General features: G+C 66.2%; 17 protein-coding genes and 1 pseudogene. 11 read left to right on the forward strand and 7 right to left on the reverse strand.

Annotated elements, in window-relative coordinates; all coding sequences use genetic code 11:
- Positions 1-382: 382 nt before the first annotated feature.
- The 3 genes from msrQ to CLG85_RS19765 form a co-directional block, all read right to left on the reverse strand.
- Entirely contained in the window at positions 383-1,003 is a 621-nt protein-coding gene (msrQ, locus tag CLG85_RS19755; protein ID WP_260349899.1) for a protein-methionine-sulfoxide reductase heme-binding subunit MsrQ, read from the reverse strand.
- 2 nt (positions 1,004-1,005) lie between these two features.
- A complete protein-coding gene (gene msrP / locus CLG85_RS19760; RefSeq protein WP_260349900.1) occupies positions 1,006-1,914 on the reverse strand; it encodes a protein-methionine-sulfoxide reductase catalytic subunit MsrP in 909 nt (302 codons plus the stop codon).
- Between the two features lie 82 nt (positions 1,915-1,996).
- Positions 1,997-3,478 (reverse strand): FMN-binding glutamate synthase family protein, encoded by a 1,482-nt coding sequence (locus CLG85_RS19765; protein ID WP_235865452.1) that lies wholly within the window; start codon positions 3,476-3,478, stop codon positions 1,997-1,999.
- A 313-nt stretch (positions 3,479-3,791) separates the two neighbouring features.
- On the opposite strand from CLG85_RS19765, the gene CLG85_RS19770 reads away from it, so the two are divergent.
- A complete protein-coding gene (locus tag CLG85_RS19770) occupies positions 3,792-4,274 on the forward strand; it encodes a fasciclin domain-containing protein (protein ID WP_095883212.1) in 483 nt (160 codons plus the stop codon).
- A gap of 176 nt (positions 4,275-4,450) precedes the next feature.
- Here CLG85_RS19770 and clpB read toward each other — a convergent pair whose 3' ends face one another.
- Positions 4,451-7,066, reverse strand: a complete 2,616-nt coding sequence (gene clpB / locus CLG85_RS19775; protein ID WP_095883213.1) for an ATP-dependent chaperone ClpB — start codon at positions 7,064-7,066, stop codon at positions 4,451-4,453.
- A gap of 255 nt (positions 7,067-7,321) precedes the next feature.
- Between clpB and CLG85_RS19780 the strand changes: the two genes are divergently transcribed.
- Positions 7,322-7,642, forward strand: coding sequence for a hypothetical protein (locus CLG85_RS19780; RefSeq protein ID WP_260349901.1), 321 nt, complete (start codon positions 7,322-7,324; stop codon positions 7,640-7,642).
- A gap of 15 nt (positions 7,643-7,657) precedes the next feature.
- Here CLG85_RS19780 and CLG85_RS19785 read toward each other — a convergent pair whose 3' ends face one another.
- Together CLG85_RS19785 and CLG85_RS19790 are read right to left on the reverse strand one after the other, a co-directional pair.
- Complete coding sequence (locus CLG85_RS19785) at positions 7,658-8,257, reverse strand: ABC transporter substrate-binding protein (protein ID WP_176476439.1); 600 nt, start codon at positions 8,255-8,257, stop codon at positions 7,658-7,660.
- Positions 8,257-9,204 carry an MlaA family lipoprotein gene (locus CLG85_RS19790; RefSeq protein ID WP_311735012.1) on the reverse strand — a complete coding sequence of 316 codons (948 nt, stop codon included), beginning with the start codon at positions 9,202-9,204 and terminating at the stop codon, positions 8,257-8,259. The genes CLG85_RS19785 and CLG85_RS19790 overlap by 1 nt, the downstream gene beginning before the upstream one ends.
- Here CLG85_RS19790 and CLG85_RS19795 point away from each other — a divergent pair.
- The 6 genes from CLG85_RS19795 to CLG85_RS19820 all read left to right on the forward strand — a co-directional run bounded on the left by CLG85_RS19795 (position 9,203) and on the right by CLG85_RS19820 (position 15,140).
- Positions 9,203-10,933 (forward strand): type I secretion system permease/ATPase, encoded by a 1,731-nt coding sequence (locus CLG85_RS19795; RefSeq protein ID WP_095880416.1) that lies wholly within the window; start codon positions 9,203-9,205, stop codon positions 10,931-10,933. The genes CLG85_RS19790 and CLG85_RS19795 overlap by 2 nt on opposite strands.
- Positions 10,933-12,240 carry an HlyD family type I secretion periplasmic adaptor subunit gene (locus CLG85_RS19800; RefSeq protein WP_095880417.1) on the forward strand — a complete coding sequence of 436 codons (1,308 nt, stop codon included), beginning with the start codon at positions 10,933-10,935 and terminating at the stop codon, positions 12,238-12,240. The genes CLG85_RS19795 and CLG85_RS19800 overlap by 1 nt, the downstream gene beginning before the upstream one ends.
- A gap of 105 nt (positions 12,241-12,345) precedes the next feature.
- Positions 12,346-12,807, forward strand: a complete 462-nt coding sequence (locus CLG85_RS19805) for a RidA family protein (protein WP_095880418.1) — start codon at positions 12,346-12,348, stop codon at positions 12,805-12,807.
- Positions 12,807-13,562 carry a glycerophosphodiester phosphodiesterase family protein gene (locus CLG85_RS19810; RefSeq protein WP_095880419.1) on the forward strand — a complete coding sequence of 252 codons (756 nt, stop codon included), beginning with the start codon at positions 12,807-12,809 and terminating at the stop codon, positions 13,560-13,562. The genes CLG85_RS19805 and CLG85_RS19810 overlap by 1 nt, the downstream gene beginning before the upstream one ends.
- A 67-nt stretch (positions 13,563-13,629) precedes the next feature.
- A complete protein-coding gene (locus CLG85_RS19815) occupies positions 13,630-14,853 on the forward strand; it encodes a GNAT family N-acetyltransferase (RefSeq protein ID WP_095880420.1) in 1,224 nt (407 codons plus the stop codon).
- Positions 14,850-15,140, forward strand: a complete 291-nt coding sequence (locus CLG85_RS19820) for a 4a-hydroxytetrahydrobiopterin dehydratase (RefSeq protein ID WP_095880421.1) — start codon at positions 14,850-14,852, stop codon at positions 15,138-15,140. The genes CLG85_RS19815 and CLG85_RS19820 overlap by 4 nt, the downstream gene beginning before the upstream one ends.
- A 164-nt stretch (positions 15,141-15,304) precedes the next feature.
- Here the strand turns inward: CLG85_RS19820 and CLG85_RS19825 are convergent, their stop codons facing one another.
- On the reverse strand, positions 15,305-15,793 hold the full coding sequence (locus tag CLG85_RS19825) for a peroxiredoxin (RefSeq protein WP_095880422.1): 489 nt from the start codon (positions 15,791-15,793) through the stop codon (positions 15,305-15,307).
- 84 nt (positions 15,794-15,877) lie between these two features.
- On the opposite strand from CLG85_RS19825, the pseudogene CLG85_RS19830 reads away from it, so the two are divergent.
- The 3 genes and pseudogenes from CLG85_RS19830 to CLG85_RS19840 all read left to right on the forward strand — a co-directional run bounded on the left by CLG85_RS19830 (position 15,878) and on the right by CLG85_RS19840 (position 18,727).
- Positions 15,878-17,090: pseudogene (locus tag CLG85_RS19830) on the forward strand (NAD(P)/FAD-dependent oxidoreductase).
- Positions 17,087-17,644, forward strand: a complete 558-nt coding sequence (gene rsmD, locus CLG85_RS19835; RefSeq protein WP_095880424.1) for a 16S rRNA (guanine(966)-N(2))-methyltransferase RsmD — start codon at positions 17,087-17,089, stop codon at positions 17,642-17,644. Before CLG85_RS19830 ends, rsmD begins: the two are co-directional and overlap by 4 nt.
- 132 nt (positions 17,645-17,776) lie before the next feature.
- On the forward strand, positions 17,777-18,727 hold the full coding sequence (locus tag CLG85_RS19840; protein WP_095880425.1) for an aspartate carbamoyltransferase catalytic subunit: 951 nt from the start codon (positions 17,777-17,779) through the stop codon (positions 18,725-18,727).

The following is an 18,727-nucleotide window of genomic DNA, read 5'->3' on the forward strand; positions in this document are numbered from 1 at the left end:
CGCCGCCGCCCCGTCTGGCGTCCCGTCGAGCGCCTCAGCGCCGCCGGTGAGGGGCCTTTTACGGATAGCCCCCGGGGCCTGCAAGCGGATTTTTCCAGGCCGAGGGAAGTTTTTTGGAAATCTCTAAAAAACAACATGAACACAGGAGGTTATGAGCCAAAATATTTGCGGGCTCCCGCATCTTCGCGCCCCTTCCCCAGCGTCCGCCAAAGCCGCCGAGATCCTACGCGGATCCAGATATTGCGCGACTCACAGGGTTATCCACAAGCCCGCGCAAATCTGGCTCCGAGTCAGCCCCGACTCGGCCCGCCAAAGCGACGCGAGTCGACTCGAGAGCGGGCCGATGCACAGGCGATGCGAACCATGCGCAGCGTCGCCGCCCCTAGCCTCTCGCCCTTCCGGCGGTACCCAGCCGGCCAAAGCTGCGCTTCTTCAGCCTCAGGGCGAGCAGCAGCACGGCCGCGCCCAGGTAGAGCAGCGGCTCGATCTGGAATCCCTTGGCCAGTAGCACGAAGTGCAAAGCGCCGAGCAATACCGCCGGGTATGTCAGCATGTGGAGCTTGCGCCAGCGCTTGCCCAGTCGCCTGACCGAGAGATTGTTCGAGGTCAGCGCCAGCGGGATCATCAGCGCGAACCCCAGCATGCCGACGGTGATATAGGGACGCTTGACGATGTCGGCCCAGATCTGTGCGAGGATCTGCACGTCGAGGGCCAGCCAGACCAGCAGATGCAGGGTGATATAGAAGAAGGCGAGCAGCCCCAGCGCCCGGCGGAACCGCAGCAGGTTCAGCCCGGCGTAGCGGCGCAGCGGGGTGATCGCCAGGACCAGCAGGAGGATTTGCAGCCCCAGCTCACCCAGCTTGTGTTCGAGCGCACGGATCGGCTCGACTCCGAGCCCTCCGGTGAAGCCGAGGTAGAGGAACCAGGCGACCGGAAGCGGCGCAACCATGTAGAAAAGCCAAGGCGGGAGGCGCCGACTGGCGCTGTTGATCCAGTCAATCATGGCTAGAAGTTCTTCGAGAGGTCCATGCCGTCATACAGGGCCGCGACCTCCTCCTCGTAGCCATTGAACATGAGCGTCGGCTGGCGCTTGGCGAAGAAGCCGCCGCCGATGGGTCGCTCGGTGGCCTGCGACCAGCGCGGGTGGTCCACCTCCGGGTTCACGTTGGAATAGAAGCCGTATTCGCGCGGGTTGGCCTTGTTCCAGGAGGTCGGCGGCTCCTTGTCGGTCAGCGTTACCCGGACGATCGACTTGATCGACTTGAAACCATACTTCCACGGCACCACCAGCCGCAGCGGCGCACCATTCTGGTTAGGGATGTCCTTGCCGTAGATGCCGGTGGCCAGAAGGGTCAGCGGATTCATCGCCTCGTCGAGCCGCAGCCCCTCGACATAGGGCCAATCGAGCACCGGATAGGCGGTGCCGCGCATCTCCTCGGGGCGGTAGAGGGTTTCGAAGGCGACATAGCGCGCACCGGACTGGACGCCCGCGAGTTCCAAAAGGTCGGCAAGCTCGAAGCCGTTCCAGGGCACGACCATCGACCAGGCCTCGACACAGCGGAAACGGTAGATGCGCTCCTCGATGGTCATCTTCGACAGGATGTCCTCGAGCGCGTAGTCGCCAGGGCGGTCGACCATGCCGTCGATGGTCACCGTCCAGGGCTTGATGGTGAGGGCACCGGCATAGGCCTTGGGGTCCTCCTTGTCGGTGCCGAACTCATAGTAGTTATTGTAGCTGGTGATCTCTTCCCAGCTGTTGGGCGTGAGCGCGCCCTCCCCCTCGGCGCGGCCGCGCCCGGCCAGACCGGCGAGCGCGACCCCGGCGGCGCCGCCGATCAGCTGCCGGCGATTCAGCCAATGCACCTCGTCGGTGACGTGATGGTCCTTGAGATCGCCTTTCCAGCGGAACGCCATGGGATGTCCTCCTGCACATCTGCCCCGAAACGGGTTCGGGGCAGACTAGCGGAGAACCGCCGATCCGCCAAACCAAGCGATCTCACGTTGCGGTGTCTCCCCTGTAACTCGGGCGCAGCTTGGAGAAGGGGATCGAACTGCCGTCCGCCTGCACGATACGCACGTGGCGACGGCGCATCTGCCGGGGCTCCGAGACGCCGACCGAATGGGCGATGGTCTCGACCTCCTTGATCACCGCCTTGGCGTAATTGGCGACCTTCTTGTACTTGTCCTCGACCACGAGGCCCTTCTGCAGGCGCGGATCGTGGGTGGTGATGCCGGTCGGGCAGGTGTTGCGGTTGCACTTCAGCGCCTGGATGCAGCCCATCGAGAACATGAAACCGCGCGCCGAGGTGACGAAATCGGCGCCGAGGCAGATCGCCCAGGCGACATCGGCGGGGTTCACCAGCTTGCCGGCGGCGACGATGCGGATACGCTCTTTCAGCCCGTAGCGGTCGCGCAGGTCGACGATGCGCGGCAGCGCCTCACGAATCGGCATGCCGACGAGGTCGATCAGCGGCATGGGTGCGGCACCGGTGCCACCCTCGCCGCCGTCGATCGTGATGAAGTCGGGCGCGCTCTCGGAGCCGCGCTCGGCGATGAGCTGGAACATCCGCTCCCAGTCGTCAGACGAGCCGATCACCGTCTTGAAGCCGACCGGACGGCCCGAGACCTCTCGGATGTGGACGATCATGTCGAGCAGGTCCTCGAAATTGTCGATCTCGCGGTGGCGGTTCGGCGAGATGCCGGGCTGGCCGACCTTGAGGCCACGGATCGCCGCGATCTCTTCATTGACCTTCTCGCCGGGCAGGATGCCACCCTTGCCGGGCTTGGCACCCTGCGCCAGCTTCAGCTCGAACATCTTGACCTGCGGGCGCGCGCCCATGGCGGCGAGCTTGGCGTCGTCGATGTTGCCCTGATCATCGCGGATGCCGAACTTGGCCGTGCCGATCTGGTAAACCAGATCGCAGGCGCCGAGCTCGTGGAAAGGTGCAAGGCCGCCCTCGCCGGTATTGAGCCAGATGCCCGCCTCGGCGGCACCGCGGCTCAGCGCCTCGACCGCCGGGCGCGAGATCGCGCCGTAGCTCATACCCGAGATGTTGAAGATCGAGCGCGCCACGTAGGGGAGCTTCGCGGTCGGCCCGATCACCATGGGCTCGGTCACCGAGAACTGGTCGTCGAGCGGCGGGAAGACCGCGTTCACGAAGATCGGTGTGCCGGGGATATTGAGGTTGCGGGTCGAGCCGAAGGCGACGGTGTTATCCTTGCCCTTGGTGGCATGGTAGACCCAATCGCGCTGCGCACGGTTGAAGGGCATCTCTTCGCGGTCCATGGCGAAGAAATACTGGCGGAAGAATTCGCCGAGCTTGGTAAACCAACCGCGGAAGCGGCCGATCACCGGGTAGTTGCGGCGGATCGCGTCGCCGGTCTGGGTGGTGTCGATCAGATACAGGAGTACCACTGCCAGCACTGCAAAGCCGATGGCCACCAGGAAGACCAGTGCCAGGATCTGCAGAAGGTACATTGCCGCGCCCATAATTTCCTCGGATGTCTATAGAACGTGTTGGTTGTCGAAGCGGGTTCGGCGGCATGGTTACTACGCCCTGCCGGGACAGCAAGGCGCGAATGCCCTAATTTTGGGCTGTTTGAAAACTGTTAGCGCAACATCCTGTGAATGCCTGCTCAGAAGGGTCGTTTGCCTGCAAAAACGCCACCTGGCGTATTCAATCTCCAACCGCTTCTACGGCCCGCCGGCTGCCCTCATGACCGCGAAGGTGATCCAACCGCCGACCCGGCGCGTATCCCCGGTACATCCACGGCACATGGAGGAGTTACCGATGATCCGCATGACATCCCTGACCCTGACCGCAGCATTGCTGACCGCCGCGCCCGCGCTGGCCGACGACCACATGGGCAAGACCATCGTCGAAACCGCGCAGGAGGCTGGAAGCTTTTCGACCCTGCTCGCCGCGGCCGAGGCCGCCGGGCTGGTCGAGACGCTGCGCGGCGAAGGGCCGTTCACCGTCTTCGCGCCGACCGACGCGGCCTTTGCTGCGCTCCCCGAGGGAACGGTCGACACGCTGCTGATGCCCGAGAACAAGGACCAGCTGACCGCGCTGCTGACCTACCACGTGGTGCCGGGCAAGATCATGTCCACCGACCTGAGCAACGACATGACGGCCGAAACGGTTCAGGGCGACAGCCTCGAGATCATGACCGAAGGCGGGGTCACCGTCGACGGGATCAACGTGACCCAGCCCGACATCGAGGCTTCGAACGGGGTGATCCACGTGATCGACGGGGTGCTGATGCCGCAGTAATCCTCCTTGCGGTGCCGGCACCCACTCATCCCCAGCCGGCGCCCTGCGGCATTAGCGAGGGGGCGCGGCAGCCAGCGCCGCGCCCCCTCTTTCGTAGTTGGGACAATGCACCTCCAGCAGCAAAAAGGCCCGCCGAACCGGCGGGCCTTTTCTTACTTTATATATATATACGCGGTTCAGTGGACCACGGCGTCGTCCGGGCGGGGCCGGCTGCTGGCGCCGATGCGATCGCCGATGATCAGCCCATCGGCCCCGGCACTGACCGGCACCGTGTCGCCGTCGTGGATGTCTCCACCAAGGATCATCTCGGCCAGCGGATCTTGCAGTGCGCGCTGGATCACCCGCTTGAGCGGACGCGCCCCGAAGACCGGATCGTAGCCTTCCTCGGCCAGCCACTTCTTCGCATCCGCATCGAGCGTGAGCGTGACCTTGCGGTTCGCCAGACGCTTGAGCAGCCGCGCCAGCTGGATCTCGACAATGCCGTCCATGTCCTCGCGCTTGAGCCGATCGAAGATGATCGTTTCGTCGAGACGGTTGAGGAACTCGGGGCGGAAGTGCGCCCGCACCGCATCCATCACGTCGCGCTTGGCCGCGCCGCTGTCAGCCCCTTCCGGCAGCTGGCTGAGCGCCTGCGAGCCGAGGTTGGAGGTCAGCACGATCAGCGTCTGCTTGAAGTCCACGGTCCGGCCCTGGCCATCGGTCAGCACGCCATCGTCGAGCACCTGCAAGAGCACGTTGAACACGTCCGGGTGTGCCTTCTCGACCTCGTCGAACAGCACCACCTGGTAGGGGCGCCGACGCACGGCCTCGGTCAGCACGCCGCCCTCGTCATAGCCGACGTAGCCCGGAGGCGCGCCGATCAGACGGGCGACCGCGTGTTTCTCCATGAACTCCGACATGTCGATGCGGACCATCGCGTTGTCATCGTCGAAGAGGAACTCGGCCACGGCCTTGGTCAGCTCGGTCTTGCCCACCCCGGTCGGCCCGAGGAACAGGAACGAGCCCAGCGGACGGTTCTCGTCATTCAGCCCGGCCCGCGCCCGGCGCACCGCGTTGGCGACGGCGCGTACGGCCTGGTTCTGGCCGATAACTCGTTTGTGCAGACCATCTTCCATGCGCAGCAGTTTCTCGCGCTCGCCTTCGAGCATCTTGCTGGTCGGAATACCCGTCCAGCGTTCAACAACCTCGGCGATCTGCTCGGGACGCACGGCCTCTTCGACCATCACGTCGCTCTCGCCGCTCTCGGCCTGCTCGAGCTGCTTCTCGAGTTCGGGGATCTTGCCGTACTGCAGCTCACCGGCCTTGGCGAAGTTGCCTTCGCGCTTGGCAATCTCGAGATCGGCGCGCATCCGGTCGAGCTGTTCCTTGACGTCCCGCGCCGAAGCCAGCTTGTCGCGCTCGGCCTGCCACTTGGCGGTCATCTCGGCAGAGCGCTCTTCCTGCTCGGCCAGCTCCTTCTCGAGTTTCTCGAGCCGGTCCTTCGATGCCGCGTCATCCTCGAGCTTCAGCGCCTCGACCTCGATCTGCATCTGCAGGATGTTGCGGTCGATCTGGTCGAGTTCCTCGGGCTTGCTGTCCACTTCCATGCGCAGGCGCGAGGCGGCCTCGTCCATAAGGTCGATCGCCTTGTCCGGCAGGAACCGGTCGGTGATGTAGCGGTGCGAGAGCGTCGCCGCAGCCACAAGGGCAGAGTCCGAGATCCGCACGCCGTGGTGCAGCTCGTACTTCTCCTTGATGCCGCGCAGGATCGAGATCGTGTCCTCGACCGTCGGCTCCTGCACCATCACCGGCTGGAAACGCCGGGCCAGCGCCGCGTCCTTTTCGACGTGCTTGCGGTACTCGTCGAGCGTGGTGGCGCCGACGCAGTGCAGCTCGCCGCGGGCCAGTGCCGGTTTCAGCAGGTTCGAGGCATCCATCGCCCCGTCCGCCTTGCCCGCGCCCACCAGCGTGTGCATCTCGTCGATGAAGAGGATGATCTCGCCGGCGGCGGTTTCGACCTCCTTAAGGATGGACTTCAGGCGCTCCTCGAACTCGCCGCGGTATTTCGCCCCGGCGATGAGCGCGCCCATGTCGAGCGCCAGCAGCCGCTTGTTGCGCAGGCTCTCGGGCACGTCGCCGTTGACGATGCGCAGCGCGAGGCCCTCGGCGATCGCCGTTTTACCCACGCCCGGCTCACCGATCAGCACCGGGTTGTTCTTGGTCCGGCGCGAGAGCACCTGCATCGAGCGGCGGATCTCATCGTCACGGCCAATGATCGGGTCGATCTTGCCGTGCTCGGCGGCCTCGGTCAGGTCGCGCGCGTACTTCTTGAGGGCGTCATAACCCTCTTCAGCGGTGGCGCTATCAGCCGTGCGGCCCTTGCGAATGTCGTTGATCGCCTCGTTCAGCTTCTGCGGTGTGACCGCACCGGCCTCCAGCGCCTCCTTGGCGCCACTACGCTCGATGGCCAGGGCCATGAGAACCCGCTCGACGGGCACGAAGCTGTCGCCCGCCTTCTTCGCGATCTTCTCGGCCTCGTCGAGCACGCGCCCGGTGGCCGAGTCGAGATACACCTGACCGGCGTCGCCCGAGACCTTCGGCTGTTTCGCGAGTTTCTGTTCGAGGGCTTCCATCACCCGCTGCGGCGCACCGCCGGCCCGGGTGATCAGGTTGCTGGCGAGCCCCTGGTCATCGTCCATCAGAGCCTTCAGCAGGTGTTCGGGAACCAGCCGCTGATGGCCTTCCCGCATTGCGATGGTCTGCGCGGCCTGAATGAACCCACGCGACCGTTCGGTGAACTTCTCCAAGTTCATGCTGTCTCTCCTTCCACAAGCGCCCGTCTGGATGTGCCCCGCCTGCCAGGCAGCACGGGGAGGTATCGGGCCTCGGGGTAGAGATGGGCGCAGGCCCTGAACGGTTCAAGAACATCGCGGGTGAAAAAATGCCGCATCAGGGGCTTGGCCGCGAACTCGACGCCGTGTCGCACACTGCTAATTAATCTCTTTGCCGCACCCTGATCCAAGACTTGTCCAGCCCAGTTGGCGCCCAGCAGCAAAAGGATTCAAGCCATGCACGTCGAGCGCGTCGAATTCGACGATTTCCAGCCGATCGGCGCTGCCGGTGCCCGCCGCGACGCCGCGCTCGATCCCTGGATCGAGGGGCCGCACCCCGGGGCGGTGTCGCTGGTCGCCCGAAACGGCCAGCTCCATGTCGCGCTCAGCGCCGGCCCGACTGAGCCGCGCCGCGCCCTCGTCGCCGCGATCCGGCAGCTCTTGCGCATGGCGGACTTTCGCGGTGGCGCCCACCGGCTAACATTCTCCCGGACGCTGCCGCTTGCCGGGTCCACGGGCCGGGCCGGTGCGCCGACCCGGCAGGAGCGCGGGCCTTGACCGCGCGGCCCGGGATCAGCCCGCCTGCCGCAGGTCGTCGATCATTGCGTCGATATCGCCGCGGCGACGGTCGAGCATGGCACCGATCTCGGTCCGCTCGGTGAGCAGCATGTTCACGCCCTCCACATACATGTTGTAGAAGCGCCCCGATTTCTCGCCGACGAAGAAGCTCACCTCGAAGGGCGACTGCCCGCGCAGCTTTGCAACCGTGGCGACCTGGTAGGCGTTCTTCACCTTCTGCGTGCCGGAGACGGTTATCGCGCTGCCGATGAACTTGCGGAACTGCTTGCCGTACTTGCGCGCTGCATAGGCCTGGAAGGCGGCGGTGAAGGCCTTCTTCTGCGCCGGCGTGGCGCGGCGGCCGTCGGCCCCCATCACGTAGGCGGCGATATAAGGCATGTCGCCGTAGCGCACGAAAATGCGCTCGAACTCGGCGATCATCGCGGATTCGGGCGCGCCCGAGGCGATCACCGCATTGACGTCATCGACCAGCCCCTGCACCAGCTTCTCGGCCTGCGCCGCGCTCGCCGCGCTTGTCACGCCCGGCAGCCCCGCCAGCGCGGTGGCGCTCAGCGCCCCGGCAAGAAAACCGCGCCTGCTCGTGAAATGCCTCATCAGAAACCCTCCGTGTCCATGGCCTCGGGATCGATGAACCCCGAGCCTTCGATACTGTCATCGCCCAGCTCGTGCCGCCGCTTCTCGAGCCAGATCACCCGTGCCTGCGCGTAGCTGTCGGCGCTGCCTTCCATCACCGCGTCGATCGCGTCGCCGTAATCGCTGCGCTTGATCATCAGCTCGCCGAGCCGCGCGCCATAGCGGACATAGCGCTGCGGCGAGGGCAGCACATAGGCGAAGGGATCGGTGAAGAAGTCGACGAAAAGCCCCACCGTTTCGCGCTCTGTCGAGGGACCAAGCACAGGCAGCTCCATGTAGCCGCCCTCGGGGAGTCCCCAGACATAGAGCGTCTCGCCGAAGTTGCTGCGGTCCTCGGGCAGCCCCATGGGGCTCGCCACGTCCATCAGGCCGGCGATCCCGAGCGTCGCGTTGATCGAAAACCGCAGCGTGTTGCGCGAGGCCCGCAGCAGCCGTCCCTGCAGCAACTGATTCACCACGGTCTGCGGCAAGGCGACCGTATCGGAGAAATTCACCACCCCATTTTTGACAGGATCTGGCAGGGATTCGACGAATCCGGGCTCTCCGTCGCCCGATAGGCGGGAATAAACCCTCTTGTTGAAAGCATGTACGCGGCGATTGGCGGGTTCTTGCGGATCAAAGACACCGTCGCGCGTTTCGCCGGGTCCGGGAGTCGCGCATGCGGCGAGCCCCGTGATAAGAACCAAGGCCGCAAAAGCCCGAAAACCAGGAGCACGGCCGGTCAGCCCGGGAATTCTCATTAGGAAAAATCCGATCTTGATGTACAAGATCTTCCTACTTGCTATCGCGACGGACCCCAAGGGGCCTCGTATTTCCTGCTGGCCTCGTGTCGTGAAAGTAACATGAAAATTCTTCGAGTCTGCTCCGCAGACGGGATATTCACAATTGGAGAGCGAAATAGCGCTCATGAAAAATAGAGTGAAAGCCGCAGGGGCAGACGAACTCGCATCTGTCCGCAAGCAAAGCCGACCCTACTATTGGTTCGTCGGCATATTCAGTTTCTTTGTCAATCTCTTGATGCTCACAGGCCCGCTCTACATGCTGCAGGTCTACGACCGTGTGCTGGGGTCGCGTTCCGAAGCCACGCTGCTCGCCCTCACCGCGCTGGTCGTCTTCCTCTATGGCATGATGGGCATTCTCGATTACGCCCGCGGCCGGGTCATGGCCCGCGTCGCCGCCCGTTTCCAGGCCGCGCTCGACATGCGCGTGTTTGATGCGGTGATCCGGCGCTCGGCGGTCAAGTCCGACGAGCTCGCCGCCACCGGTCTCAAGGACCTCGAGGCGGTGCAGCGGTTCATCGGATCGCCGGTTCTCATGGCGCTCTTCGATCTGCCCTTCACCCCGCTGTTCATTGCCGGCATCTTCGTCTTCCACGCCTGGCTCGGCTATCTTGCCATCATCGGCGGCCTGATCCTTGTGGTCATTACCCTGCTCAACACCACGCTGAGCCGCAATCCGACCCTCAAGTCGAACCGCGCCGTGCTGCTGGCCGAACAGACCTCCGAGCAGATCCGCCTCGATGCCGAAACCGTGCAGGCCATGGGCATGCGCGGCGCCGCCTTCAACCGCTGGGACAAGGCACGCTCCGAGGCGCTGAGCGGCCAGATCTCGACCAACGACCTCGTCGGCACCTTCACCACGATGACCAAGAGCTTCCGCATGCTGTTGCAATCGGGGATGCTTGGCCTTGGCGCCTATCTGGTGCTGCAGAACGAGCTCACCGCCGGTGCGATGATCGCCGGCTCGATCCTGATGGGCCGCGCGCTCGCCCCGATCGAGCTTGCCATCGGGCAATGGCCGCTGGTCACCCGCGCCCGCAAGGGCTGGGACAACCTGTCTGAGCTGCTGGGAGAGATGCCGCAGGAGCCGACCCGCACCGCGCTGCCGAAGCCGCGCGCCCTGCTCGAGGTGCAGCAGCTCACCGTCGTCCCGCCGGGCGAACAGCAGGCCTCGCTGCGCCTTGTCTCCTTCGACTTGAAACCCGGCCACGCCATCGGCGTGATCGGCTCCTCGGGCGCCGGCAAGTCGACGCTGGCCCGGGCTATCACCGGGGTCTGGCGCCCCGCCGGCGGGCGCATCCGCCTCGATGGCGCGACGCTCGACCAGTACGACGAGGATCTCGGCAAGCACATCGGCTACCTGCCGCAACGGGTCAGCCTGTTCGACGGCACTATCGCCGAGAACATCGCCCGGCTCGCCGACGCCCCCGATCCGCAGAAGATCGTCGAGGCGGCCAAGAAGGCCGACGCCCACGAGATGATCCTCAAGCTGCCCAAGGGCTATGACACCCGCGTCACCGCCACCGGCGGGCGGCTCTCTGGAGGTCAGATGCAGCGCATCGGCCTGGCCCGTGCGATGTACGGCGATCCCGTCATCCTCGTGCTCGACGAGCCCAACTCGAACCTCGACAACGAGGGCAGCGAGGCGGTGAACGCCGCGATCCGCCGCCTCAAGGAAGAGGGCAAGTCGGTGCTCATCATGGCGCACCGCCCGGCCGCGATCCGCGAATGCGACCAGCTGCTGATGCTCGAGCACGGCGCCCGCGTCGCCTTCGGTCCCAAGGACGAGGTGCTCCGCGCGCAGGTCAAGAACCACGAACAGATCACCCGGCACGCCGGGCCCGGAGGTGTCCGCTGATGTCGCAGACAACCGACAAGCGCTTCCCGCTTAAGAAACCGCTTATCCTGGGGCTTAGCGCCCTGCTCATCCTCGTCGGAGGCTTTGGCACCTGGGCGGCAACCACCAACATTTCCGGTGCCATCGTCGCCGGCGGCCAGATCCAGGTCGAGCGCAACCGCCAGGTCGTGCAACACCCGGATGGCGGCGTCGTGCAGGAGATCCTCGTCGACGAGGGTGACACCGTCGAGGAAGGCCAGGTTCTGGTCAAGCTCGACCCGACCCTGCTGCAGTCCGAGCTGAACATCGTCGAGGGCCAGTACTTCGAGCTCGTCGCCCGCCGCGCCCGCCTGCAGGCCGAGCGCGACAATTCCGACGAGCTGGCCTTTGACGAAACGCTGCTCAAGGTGGCCGAATATGACGACGAGGTCGAGGACCTGATCGAAGGTCAGCGCAACCTGTTCTTCGCCAGGCTCGAGTCGCTTCAGCGCGAATCCGATCAGCTGGCCAAGCGCCGCGACCAGATCGTCAACCAGGTCGAGGGCATCGACGCCCAGCAGACCGCGTTGAAAAGCCAGCTTTCGCTGATCGAGCAGGAACTGGGCGACCAGAAGTCGCTGCTCGACCGCGGTCTGGCACAGGCCAGCCGTGTGCTGGCCCTCCAGCGTGAAGAGGCCCGTCTCGCCGGCGAAGTGGGTGATCTCACCGCCCAGAAGGCCGAGGCCGAGGGTCGGACCACCGAGATCGACATCGAGATCCTCAAGCTCGCGACCACCCGCCGCGAAGAGGCGATCACCCAGCTGCGCGACATGCAGTACCGCGAGCGCGAGCTGGCCGAGCAGCGCTCGGCCCTGCTTGAGAAGCTCAAGCGGATGGAGATTCGCGCCCCGGTCAGCGGCGTGGTCTACGGGCTGACGGTCTTCGCGCCGCGCTCGGTGATCCGGGCTGCCGATCCGGTGCTCTACCTGATCCCGCAGGACCGGCCGCTGGTGATCACCGCCCAGGTGCCGCCGATCCACATCGACCAGGTTCACGTCGGCCAGCAGGTGACCTTGCGCTTCTCGGCGCTTGACCAGCGCCGCACGCCCGAGACCTTCGGCACGGTGACGCAGATTTCGGCCGATGCCTTCACCGACCAGAACACCTCGTCCACCTTCTACCGCGCCGAGATCATGCTCGACGACGGCCAGATCGAGCGCCTGCCCGAGGGCACGACCCTGGTCCCCGGCATGCCGGTCGAGGCGTTCCTGCGCACCGCCGACCGCACGCCGATCGCCTACCTGGTGAAACCCTTCACCGATTACTTCTCGAAGGCGTTCCGCGAGTAACCTGCGACAAGACTTTTGATCAGGGGCCGCATCCAACAGGATCGCGGCCCCTTTTCTTTGCCGCCGCCCGGGTCTAGCGTCCGCTCAAATCCAAAGGAGGCCCCCATGACCGACATCACCGCCCGCCTTGAAGAGCTCGGCCTGACCCTGCCCGACGCCCCCGCCCCCGCCGCCAACTACGTACCCTACGTGCAGAGCGGAGCCATGCTCTACGTCTCGGGGCAGATCAGCATGGATGCGGACGGCCTGATCACCGGCAAACTCGGCGACACGCTGGATGTCGAGGCCGGCGCCAAGGCCGCGCAGCGCTGCGCCCTGGCGCTGATCGCCCAGGCCAAGGCGGCCTGCGGCGGCGACCTGTCGAAGCTCAAGCGCGTGGTCAAGCTGGTCGGCTTCGTCAACTCCACCCCCGAGTTCACCGAGCAGCCCAAGGTGATCAACGGAGCCTCGGACCTGATGGTCGCGGTCTTCGGCGATGCCGGCAAGCACGCCCGTTCCGCGGTCTCCGCCGCGTCGCTGCCCATGGGGGTGGCGGTCGAGATCGAAGCGATCTTCGAGCTCGCCTGATGGTCGGGCTGCCCGCTGCCTTTCTCGAGCGGCCCATCGCGCACCGCGCCCTGCACGACCTTGCGACGGGCCGTCCCGAGAATTCCCGCGCCGCCATCTCCGCCGCCATCGCGGCGGGATACGGCATCGAGATCGACCTGCAGCTCTCCTCAGACGGGGTGGCCATGGTCTTTCACGACGAGCGGCTGGAACGTCTGACCGGCGCGCGCGGACTGCTCGGCGCGCGCGATGCCGCCGAATTGTCCTCGCTGAAGCTCAAGGGCGGCGAGGAGGGCATCCCGACGCTCTCCGAGGTGCTCGAGCTGGTTGCCGGCCGTGTGCCCCTGCTCATCGAGATCAAGGACCAGGACGGCGCGCTCGGCCCGGATGTCGGCACGCTGGAGAAGGCCACCGCCGACGCACTGCGCGGCTACGAGGGGCCAGTGGCGGTGATGTCCTTCAACCCCCATTCCATGGCGCGGATGGCGCGGCTCGCGCCGCAGGTGCCGCGCGGGCTGACCACCGACGCCTTCGACCCCGAGGAGTGGTCCGGCGTCCCCGGCTCGCGACTCGAGGAACTGCGCGGCATTCCCGACTACGCCCGCACCGGCGCCTGCTTCATCTCGCACAGCTGGAAGGACCTCGACGCCCAGCGCGTCGCCGAGCTGAAGAAGCAGGGTGCCGCGATCCTCTGCTGGACCATCCGCACGCCCGAGCAGGAGGCACGGGCCCGCGCGGTGGCCCAGAACGTGACCTTCGAACAGTATCTCGCGTGAGCGTGTCTTGATCCCGGCCGCGCCGGGATCAGATACTCCCGCAGATGACCCGAGCCGAGATCACCGCATGACCGATCAGAGCCCCAGCCCGACCTCCGAGCCGCCATCGGGCGACACCATCGCCGTCAATGTGCTGACCTCGCTGGACCAGATCGCCGAGACCGACTGGGATGCCTGCGCCTGCCCCGAGGCGGCGCAGGGCGGGCACCCCGACGATCCCTTCACCACCTGGCGGTTCCTGCGCGCGCTGGAGCGCTCTGGCTCGGTAGGGCGCGGCACCGGATGGGACCCGCGCTACCTGGTGGCGGAAAAGGCGGGACGCATCATCGCCGTCGCTCCGCTCTACGCCAAAGGCCACAGCCAGGGCGAGTACATCTTCGACCACAGCTTCGCCCATGCCTACGAACAGGCGGGCGGGCGTTACTATCCCAAGCTGCAGATCGCCGTGCCCTTCACCCCGGCCACCGGGCGGCGCTTCCTCACCCGCCCCGGCCACGAGGCCGAGGGCATGATGGCGCTGGTGCAGGGCGCAGTGCAACTCACCGCCGAGAACGATCTCAGCTCGCTGCACGTCACCTTCTGCACCGAAGGCGAGGCAATTGCCGGCGAGCGCATGGGGCTGCTGCGCCGCGTCACCCAGCAGTTCCACTGGCTGAACCGGGGCTATGCCGACTTCGACGGCTTCCTCGCCGATCTCAGCTCGCGCAAGCGCAAGGCGATCCGCAAGGAGCGCGCCCGGGCGCAGGCCTTCGGCGGCACGATCCGCACGCTCACTGGCGATGAGATCGAGCCCGAACACTGGGACGCCTTCTGGGCCTTCTACCAGGACACCGGCGGGCGCAAGTGGGGCACGCCCTACCTGACCCGCGCCTTCTTCGACGAGGTGCACGCGACGATGCGCGGCGACGTCGCGCTGGTGATCTGCGAGCGCGAGGGCGTGCCAGTGGCGGGGGCGCTCAACTTCATCGGGAGAGATGCGCTCTTCGGCCGCTATTGGGGCTGCACCGAGGATCACCCCTGCCTGCACTTCGAGGCGTGCTACTACCGGGCCATCGATTTCGCCATCGACCACGTTCTCTCGCGCGTCGAGGCCGGGGCGCAGGGCGAGCACAAGCTGGCGCGCGGATACCTGCCGAGCCAGACCCATTCGCTGCACTGGTTCCCCGACAAGGGGTTTGCCCGCGCCGTGGCGCACTATCTGGAGGCCGAGGCGCGGGCCGTGGATGAGGACATCGAGGTGCTCACCGCCTACGGGCCGTTCCGGAAAGACCACGGGAAGGACACCCAATGACAGAGAAACTCTCAGACACCGGCCGCGCCACCATGCTCGCCCCGCTGCTCGAGAACGGATGGGAGATGAACGCCGCAGAGGATACGCTCTGCAAGACCTTCGAATTCGCCGATTTCACCGAGGCTTTCGGCTGGATGACCCGCGCCGCCCTCTGGGCCGAGAAGTGGAACCACCACCCCGATTGGCGCAACGTCTACAAGACCGTCGAGGTCAAGCTCACTACCCATGACGTGGGCGGTCTCAGCGCGCTCGACGCCAAGCTCGCGCGCAAGCTCGACTCGCTCTGAGCCAAGCGGCAGAGGTGCCCCACGCGGCGCCTCTTCCGCCCCGCACCGCGGCGGGAAGGTCGCAACATGCGTATTTGGAAAGAGAAGAAGGTCAGGTCGCGCTTCTTCCCTTTGCAAATACGCACATCCGGCGGCAGCAGAAGCGCCGCCGGATGCGGTTTCGCTCAGATCGCCGACAGCAGCGCCTCGCCGCCCGACACCTCGCAAGTGCCGCGCCCGGTCTCCTCGTGGAAGACTTTCACCGTGCCGTCCTCGACATACATCGCGTAGCGCTTCGAGCGGCGGATCAGCCCGGCGGGCTCGGCGGTGAACTCCATGCCGATCGCCGAGGTGAAGGCACAGTCCGCATCGGCGAGCAGGGTCAGCCCGGCCTCTGTCGCGCCCGTGGCCTCGCCCCAGGCCTTCATCACGAAGGGATCGTTCACCGAGATGCAGATGATCTCGTCCACGCCCTTTTCGTCAAAGCCACCCTTGGTGCGGATGAAGCTCGGCACATGGGCGACCGAACAGGTCGGGGTGAAGGCTCCCGGCAATGCGAAGATCACCACCTTGCGGCCCGCCAGCTTCTCGCCAAGCGATACCTGTTCCGGGCCGGCCTCGCCCAGTGTCAACAGCTCTGCCTCGGGCAGCCGGTCTCCAGCGGATAGCGCCATGCCGTTTTCTCCATCATTTGCGTTTCCGACAGGGCGAGATATAGGTTTCGCGCAAATCACGGGAAAGCGGAAAAGAGGGCAGCCATGGGGCATGTTGTTGTGATCGGCGCGGGACAGGCCGCGGCCTCGCTGGTGGCGCGCCTGCGCGGCAAGGGGTTCGAGGGCGAGATCACCGTGATCGGCGCCGAGGCCGAGCCACCCTACCAGCGCCCGCCGCTCTCCAAGGCCTACCTGCTGGGCGAGATGGAGAAGGATCGGCTCTACCTTCGTCCTCGTACCTATTACGACGAGCAGAACATCACGCTGATGCTGGGTGAACCCGCCGTCTCGGTCGACACCGAGGCGCAGCATGTCATCGCCGGGGGGGCGCGAGATCGCCTATGACGATCTGGTCTTCTGCACCGGCTCCGCCCCGCGAGGCCTGCCCGCCGCGATCGGCGGCGATCTGGACGGCGTCTGCGTGGTGCGCGGCATGTCCGACGTCGACGCCATGCGCGCCCGCTTCGCGGCGGGCGCCCGCGTTCTGATCGTCGGTGGCGGTTACATCGGGCTCGAGGCGGCGGCGGTCGCCTGCAAGCTCGGCCTGAAGGTGACGCTGGTCGAGATGGCCGAGCGCATCCTGCAGCGTGTCGCCGCCCCCGAGACCTCGGATTGGTTCCGCGCCCTGCACAAGGGCCATGGCGTCGATCTGCGCGAGGGTGTCGGTCTCGGCACGCTGCTCTGCGAAGACGGCAAGGTCACCGCGGCGGAACTGACCGACGGCACCAGCCTGCCCGTCGATTTCGTCATTGTCGGCGTCGGCATCCTGCCCGAGACCTCGGTCGCCGAGGCCGCCGGTATCGAGATCGAGAACGGCATTCGCACCGACGCCTTCGGCCGTTGCTCGGTGCCGCACGTCTGGGCGGCGGGCGATTGCGCCTCCTTCCCGCTCGGCGGCGCACAGCTGCGGCTGGAAAGCGTCGGCAATGCCATCGACCAGGCCGAGGCGGTGGCCGACAACATCCTGGGGGCCGAGGTTCCCTACCAGCCCAAGCCCTGGTTCTGGTCCGACCAGTACGACGTGAAGTTGCAGATCGCCGGGCTGAACGCCGGCTACGACAAGGTCGTGGTGCGGGACGGCAGCGCGGGGCCGGTGTCGCACTGGTACTACCGCGAGGGCCAGCTCATCGCGCTCGACGCGATGAACGATCCTCGCGCCTACATGGTCGGCAAGCGGCTGATCGAGGCGGGCAAGAGTGCCGATCCCGAGGTGGTCGCAGACGCGGGCAGCGACCTCAAGGCGCTGCTGAAGCCATGAGGATCATCGCCGGAGACTGGCGCGGACGCGCGCTCACCGCCGTCGGCAAGGGCGATCCCGGCGCGCATCTGCGCCCCACCACCGACCGGGTGCGCGAGAGCCTGTTCAACATGCTCGGCGGCGGACGCTTCGGCGAGCCCTTCGAGGGCGCGGTGGTGCTCGATCTCTTCGCCGGGACCGGCGCGCTGGGGCTCGAGGCCCTGTCGCGCGGGGCAACCTCGGCGACCTTCGTGGATGACGGCCGCGTGGCGCAGAAACTCATCAAGCAGAACATCCGGCTGCTCGGCTGCGCAGACCGCGCCCGGACGCTGTCGTGCAACGCCACGCGCCTGCCTTCTGCCGAGGCGCCCGCGACGCTAGTCTTTCTCGATCCGCCCTACGGGCTGAACCTCGGCGCCAAGGCGCTGGAGGCCGCACGCGCGCAGGGCTGGCTTGCCCCCGGGGCGCTGATCGTCTGGGAGGAAAGCGGCCCGCAGGACGCGCCCGAGGGTTTCACCCCGCTCGACAGCCGCCGCTACGGCGACACCACGGTCACCCTGCTCGAAGCGCCCTGATCCTTCGTCCCGGGACAACTGCTCCGAAATCGCATGGTGACGTGGAAGGCGGGCCTTTGCCGCCATTTCGCAACCACTTGTCGCGCGGGCCCTGCGTTTCTATAACCGCGACAACTCAAGGGGAGCCGTTCCATGCGTTTCGACCAGCGCCACCTTCTGGGCATCGAGCCCCTCCGTCCCGACGAAATCACCACGCTGCTCGATCTGGCAGATCGCTACGTGACGCTCTCGCGCCAGCGCGAGAAACACGCCACCGCGCTGGCCGGACTGACCCAGATCAACATGTTCTTCGAGAACTCCACCCGCACCCAGTCCAGCTTCGAGCTGGCGGGCAAGCGGCTCGGGGCGGATGTGATGAACATGTCGATGCAGGCCAGCTCGATCAAGAAGGGCGAGACGCTGATCGACACGGCGCTGACGCTCAATGCCATGCACCCCGACCTGCTGGTGGTCCGTCACCCCCATTCCGGCGCGGTGGACCTCTTGGCGCAAAAGGTGAACTGCGCGGTGATCAACGCCGGCGACGGCAAGCACGAGCACCCGACGCAGGCGCTGCTCGACGCGCTGACCATCCGCCGCGCCAAGGGCCGCCTTCACCGGCTCAACATCGCGATCTGCGGCGACATCGCCCATTCGCGCGTTGCGCGCTCGAACCTGCTGCTGCTGCACAAGATGGAGAACCGCATCCGTCTCGTCGGCCCCTCCACGCTCATGCCCTCGGGCATCGCCGACTTCGGCGCCGAGGTTTACGACGACATGGCCGAGGGGCTGAAGGACGTCGACGTGGTGATGATGCTGCGCCTGCAGAAGGAGCGCATGGACGGCGGCTTCATCCCCTCTGAGCGCGAGTATTACCACCGCTGGGGGCTCGACGCCGAGAAGCTGGCCCATGCCAAGCCCGACGCCATCGTCATGCACCCCGGCCCGATGAACCGCGGCGTCGAGATCGACGGCACCATCGCCGACGACATCAACCGCTCGGTCATCCAGGAGCAGGTCGAGATGGGCGTCGCGGTGCGCATGGCGGCCATGGACCTTCTGGCCCGCAACCTGCGCGCCCGCCCCACCGACCTGGCCGTCTGA

Source organism: Alloyangia mangrovi, from assembly GCF_002300555.2.
Lineage (GTDB): Bacteria > Pseudomonadota > Alphaproteobacteria > Rhodobacterales > Rhodobacteraceae > Salipiger > Salipiger mangrovi.

Bases quoted from the DNA above. Each gene is read 5' to 3' on its own strand.
- CLG85_RS19790 (WP_311735012.1), bottom strand. From the start codon at position 9,204: ATGAGCGCTATTTCGCTCTCCAATTGTGAATATCCCGTCTGCGGAGCA.
- msrP (WP_260349900.1), bottom strand. From the start codon at position 1,914: ATGGCGTTCCGCTGGAAAGGCGATCTCAAGGACCATCACGTCACCGAC.
- CLG85_RS19765 (WP_235865452.1), bottom strand. From the start codon at position 3,478: ATGTACCTTCTGCAGATCCTGGCACTGGTCTTCCTGGTGGCCATCGGC.
- CLG85_RS19840 (WP_095880425.1), top strand. From the start codon at position 17,777: ATGCGTTTCGACCAGCGCCACCTTCTGGGCATCGAGCCCCTCCGTCCC.
- CLG85_RS19770 (WP_095883212.1), top strand. From the start codon at position 3,792: ATGATCCGCATGACATCCCTGACCCTGACCGCAGCATTGCTGACCGCC.
- CLG85_RS19820 (WP_095880421.1), top strand. From the start codon at position 14,850: ATGACAGAGAAACTCTCAGACACCGGCCGCGCCACCATGCTCGCCCCG.
- CLG85_RS19795 (WP_095880416.1), top strand. From the start codon at position 9,203: ATGAAAAATAGAGTGAAAGCCGCAGGGGCAGACGAACTCGCATCTGTC.
- CLG85_RS19815 (WP_095880420.1), top strand. From the start codon at position 13,630: ATGACCGATCAGAGCCCCAGCCCGACCTCCGAGCCGCCATCGGGCGAC.
- CLG85_RS19825 (WP_095880422.1), bottom strand. From the start codon at position 15,793: ATGGCGCTATCCGCTGGAGACCGGCTGCCCGAGGCAGAGCTGTTGACA.
- CLG85_RS19785 (WP_176476439.1), bottom strand. From the start codon at position 8,257: ATGAGGCATTTCACGAGCAGGCGCGGTTTTCTTGCCGGGGCGCTGAGC.
- rsmD (WP_095880424.1), top strand. From the start codon at position 17,087: ATGAGGATCATCGCCGGAGACTGGCGCGGACGCGCGCTCACCGCCGTC.
- CLG85_RS19810 (WP_095880419.1), top strand. From the start codon at position 12,807: ATGGTCGGGCTGCCCGCTGCCTTTCTCGAGCGGCCCATCGCGCACCGC.
- CLG85_RS19780 (WP_260349901.1), top strand. From the start codon at position 7,322: ATGCACGTCGAGCGCGTCGAATTCGACGATTTCCAGCCGATCGGCGCT.
- clpB (WP_095883213.1), bottom strand. From the start codon at position 7,066: ATGAACTTGGAGAAGTTCACCGAACGGTCGCGTGGGTTCATTCAGGCC.
- CLG85_RS19800 (WP_095880417.1), top strand. From the start codon at position 10,933: ATGTCGCAGACAACCGACAAGCGCTTCCCGCTTAAGAAACCGCTTATC.
- msrQ (WP_260349899.1), bottom strand. From the start codon at position 1,003: ATGATTGACTGGATCAACAGCGCCAGTCGGCGCCTCCCGCCTTGGCTT.
- CLG85_RS19805 (WP_095880418.1), top strand. From the start codon at position 12,346: ATGACCGACATCACCGCCCGCCTTGAAGAGCTCGGCCTGACCCTGCCC.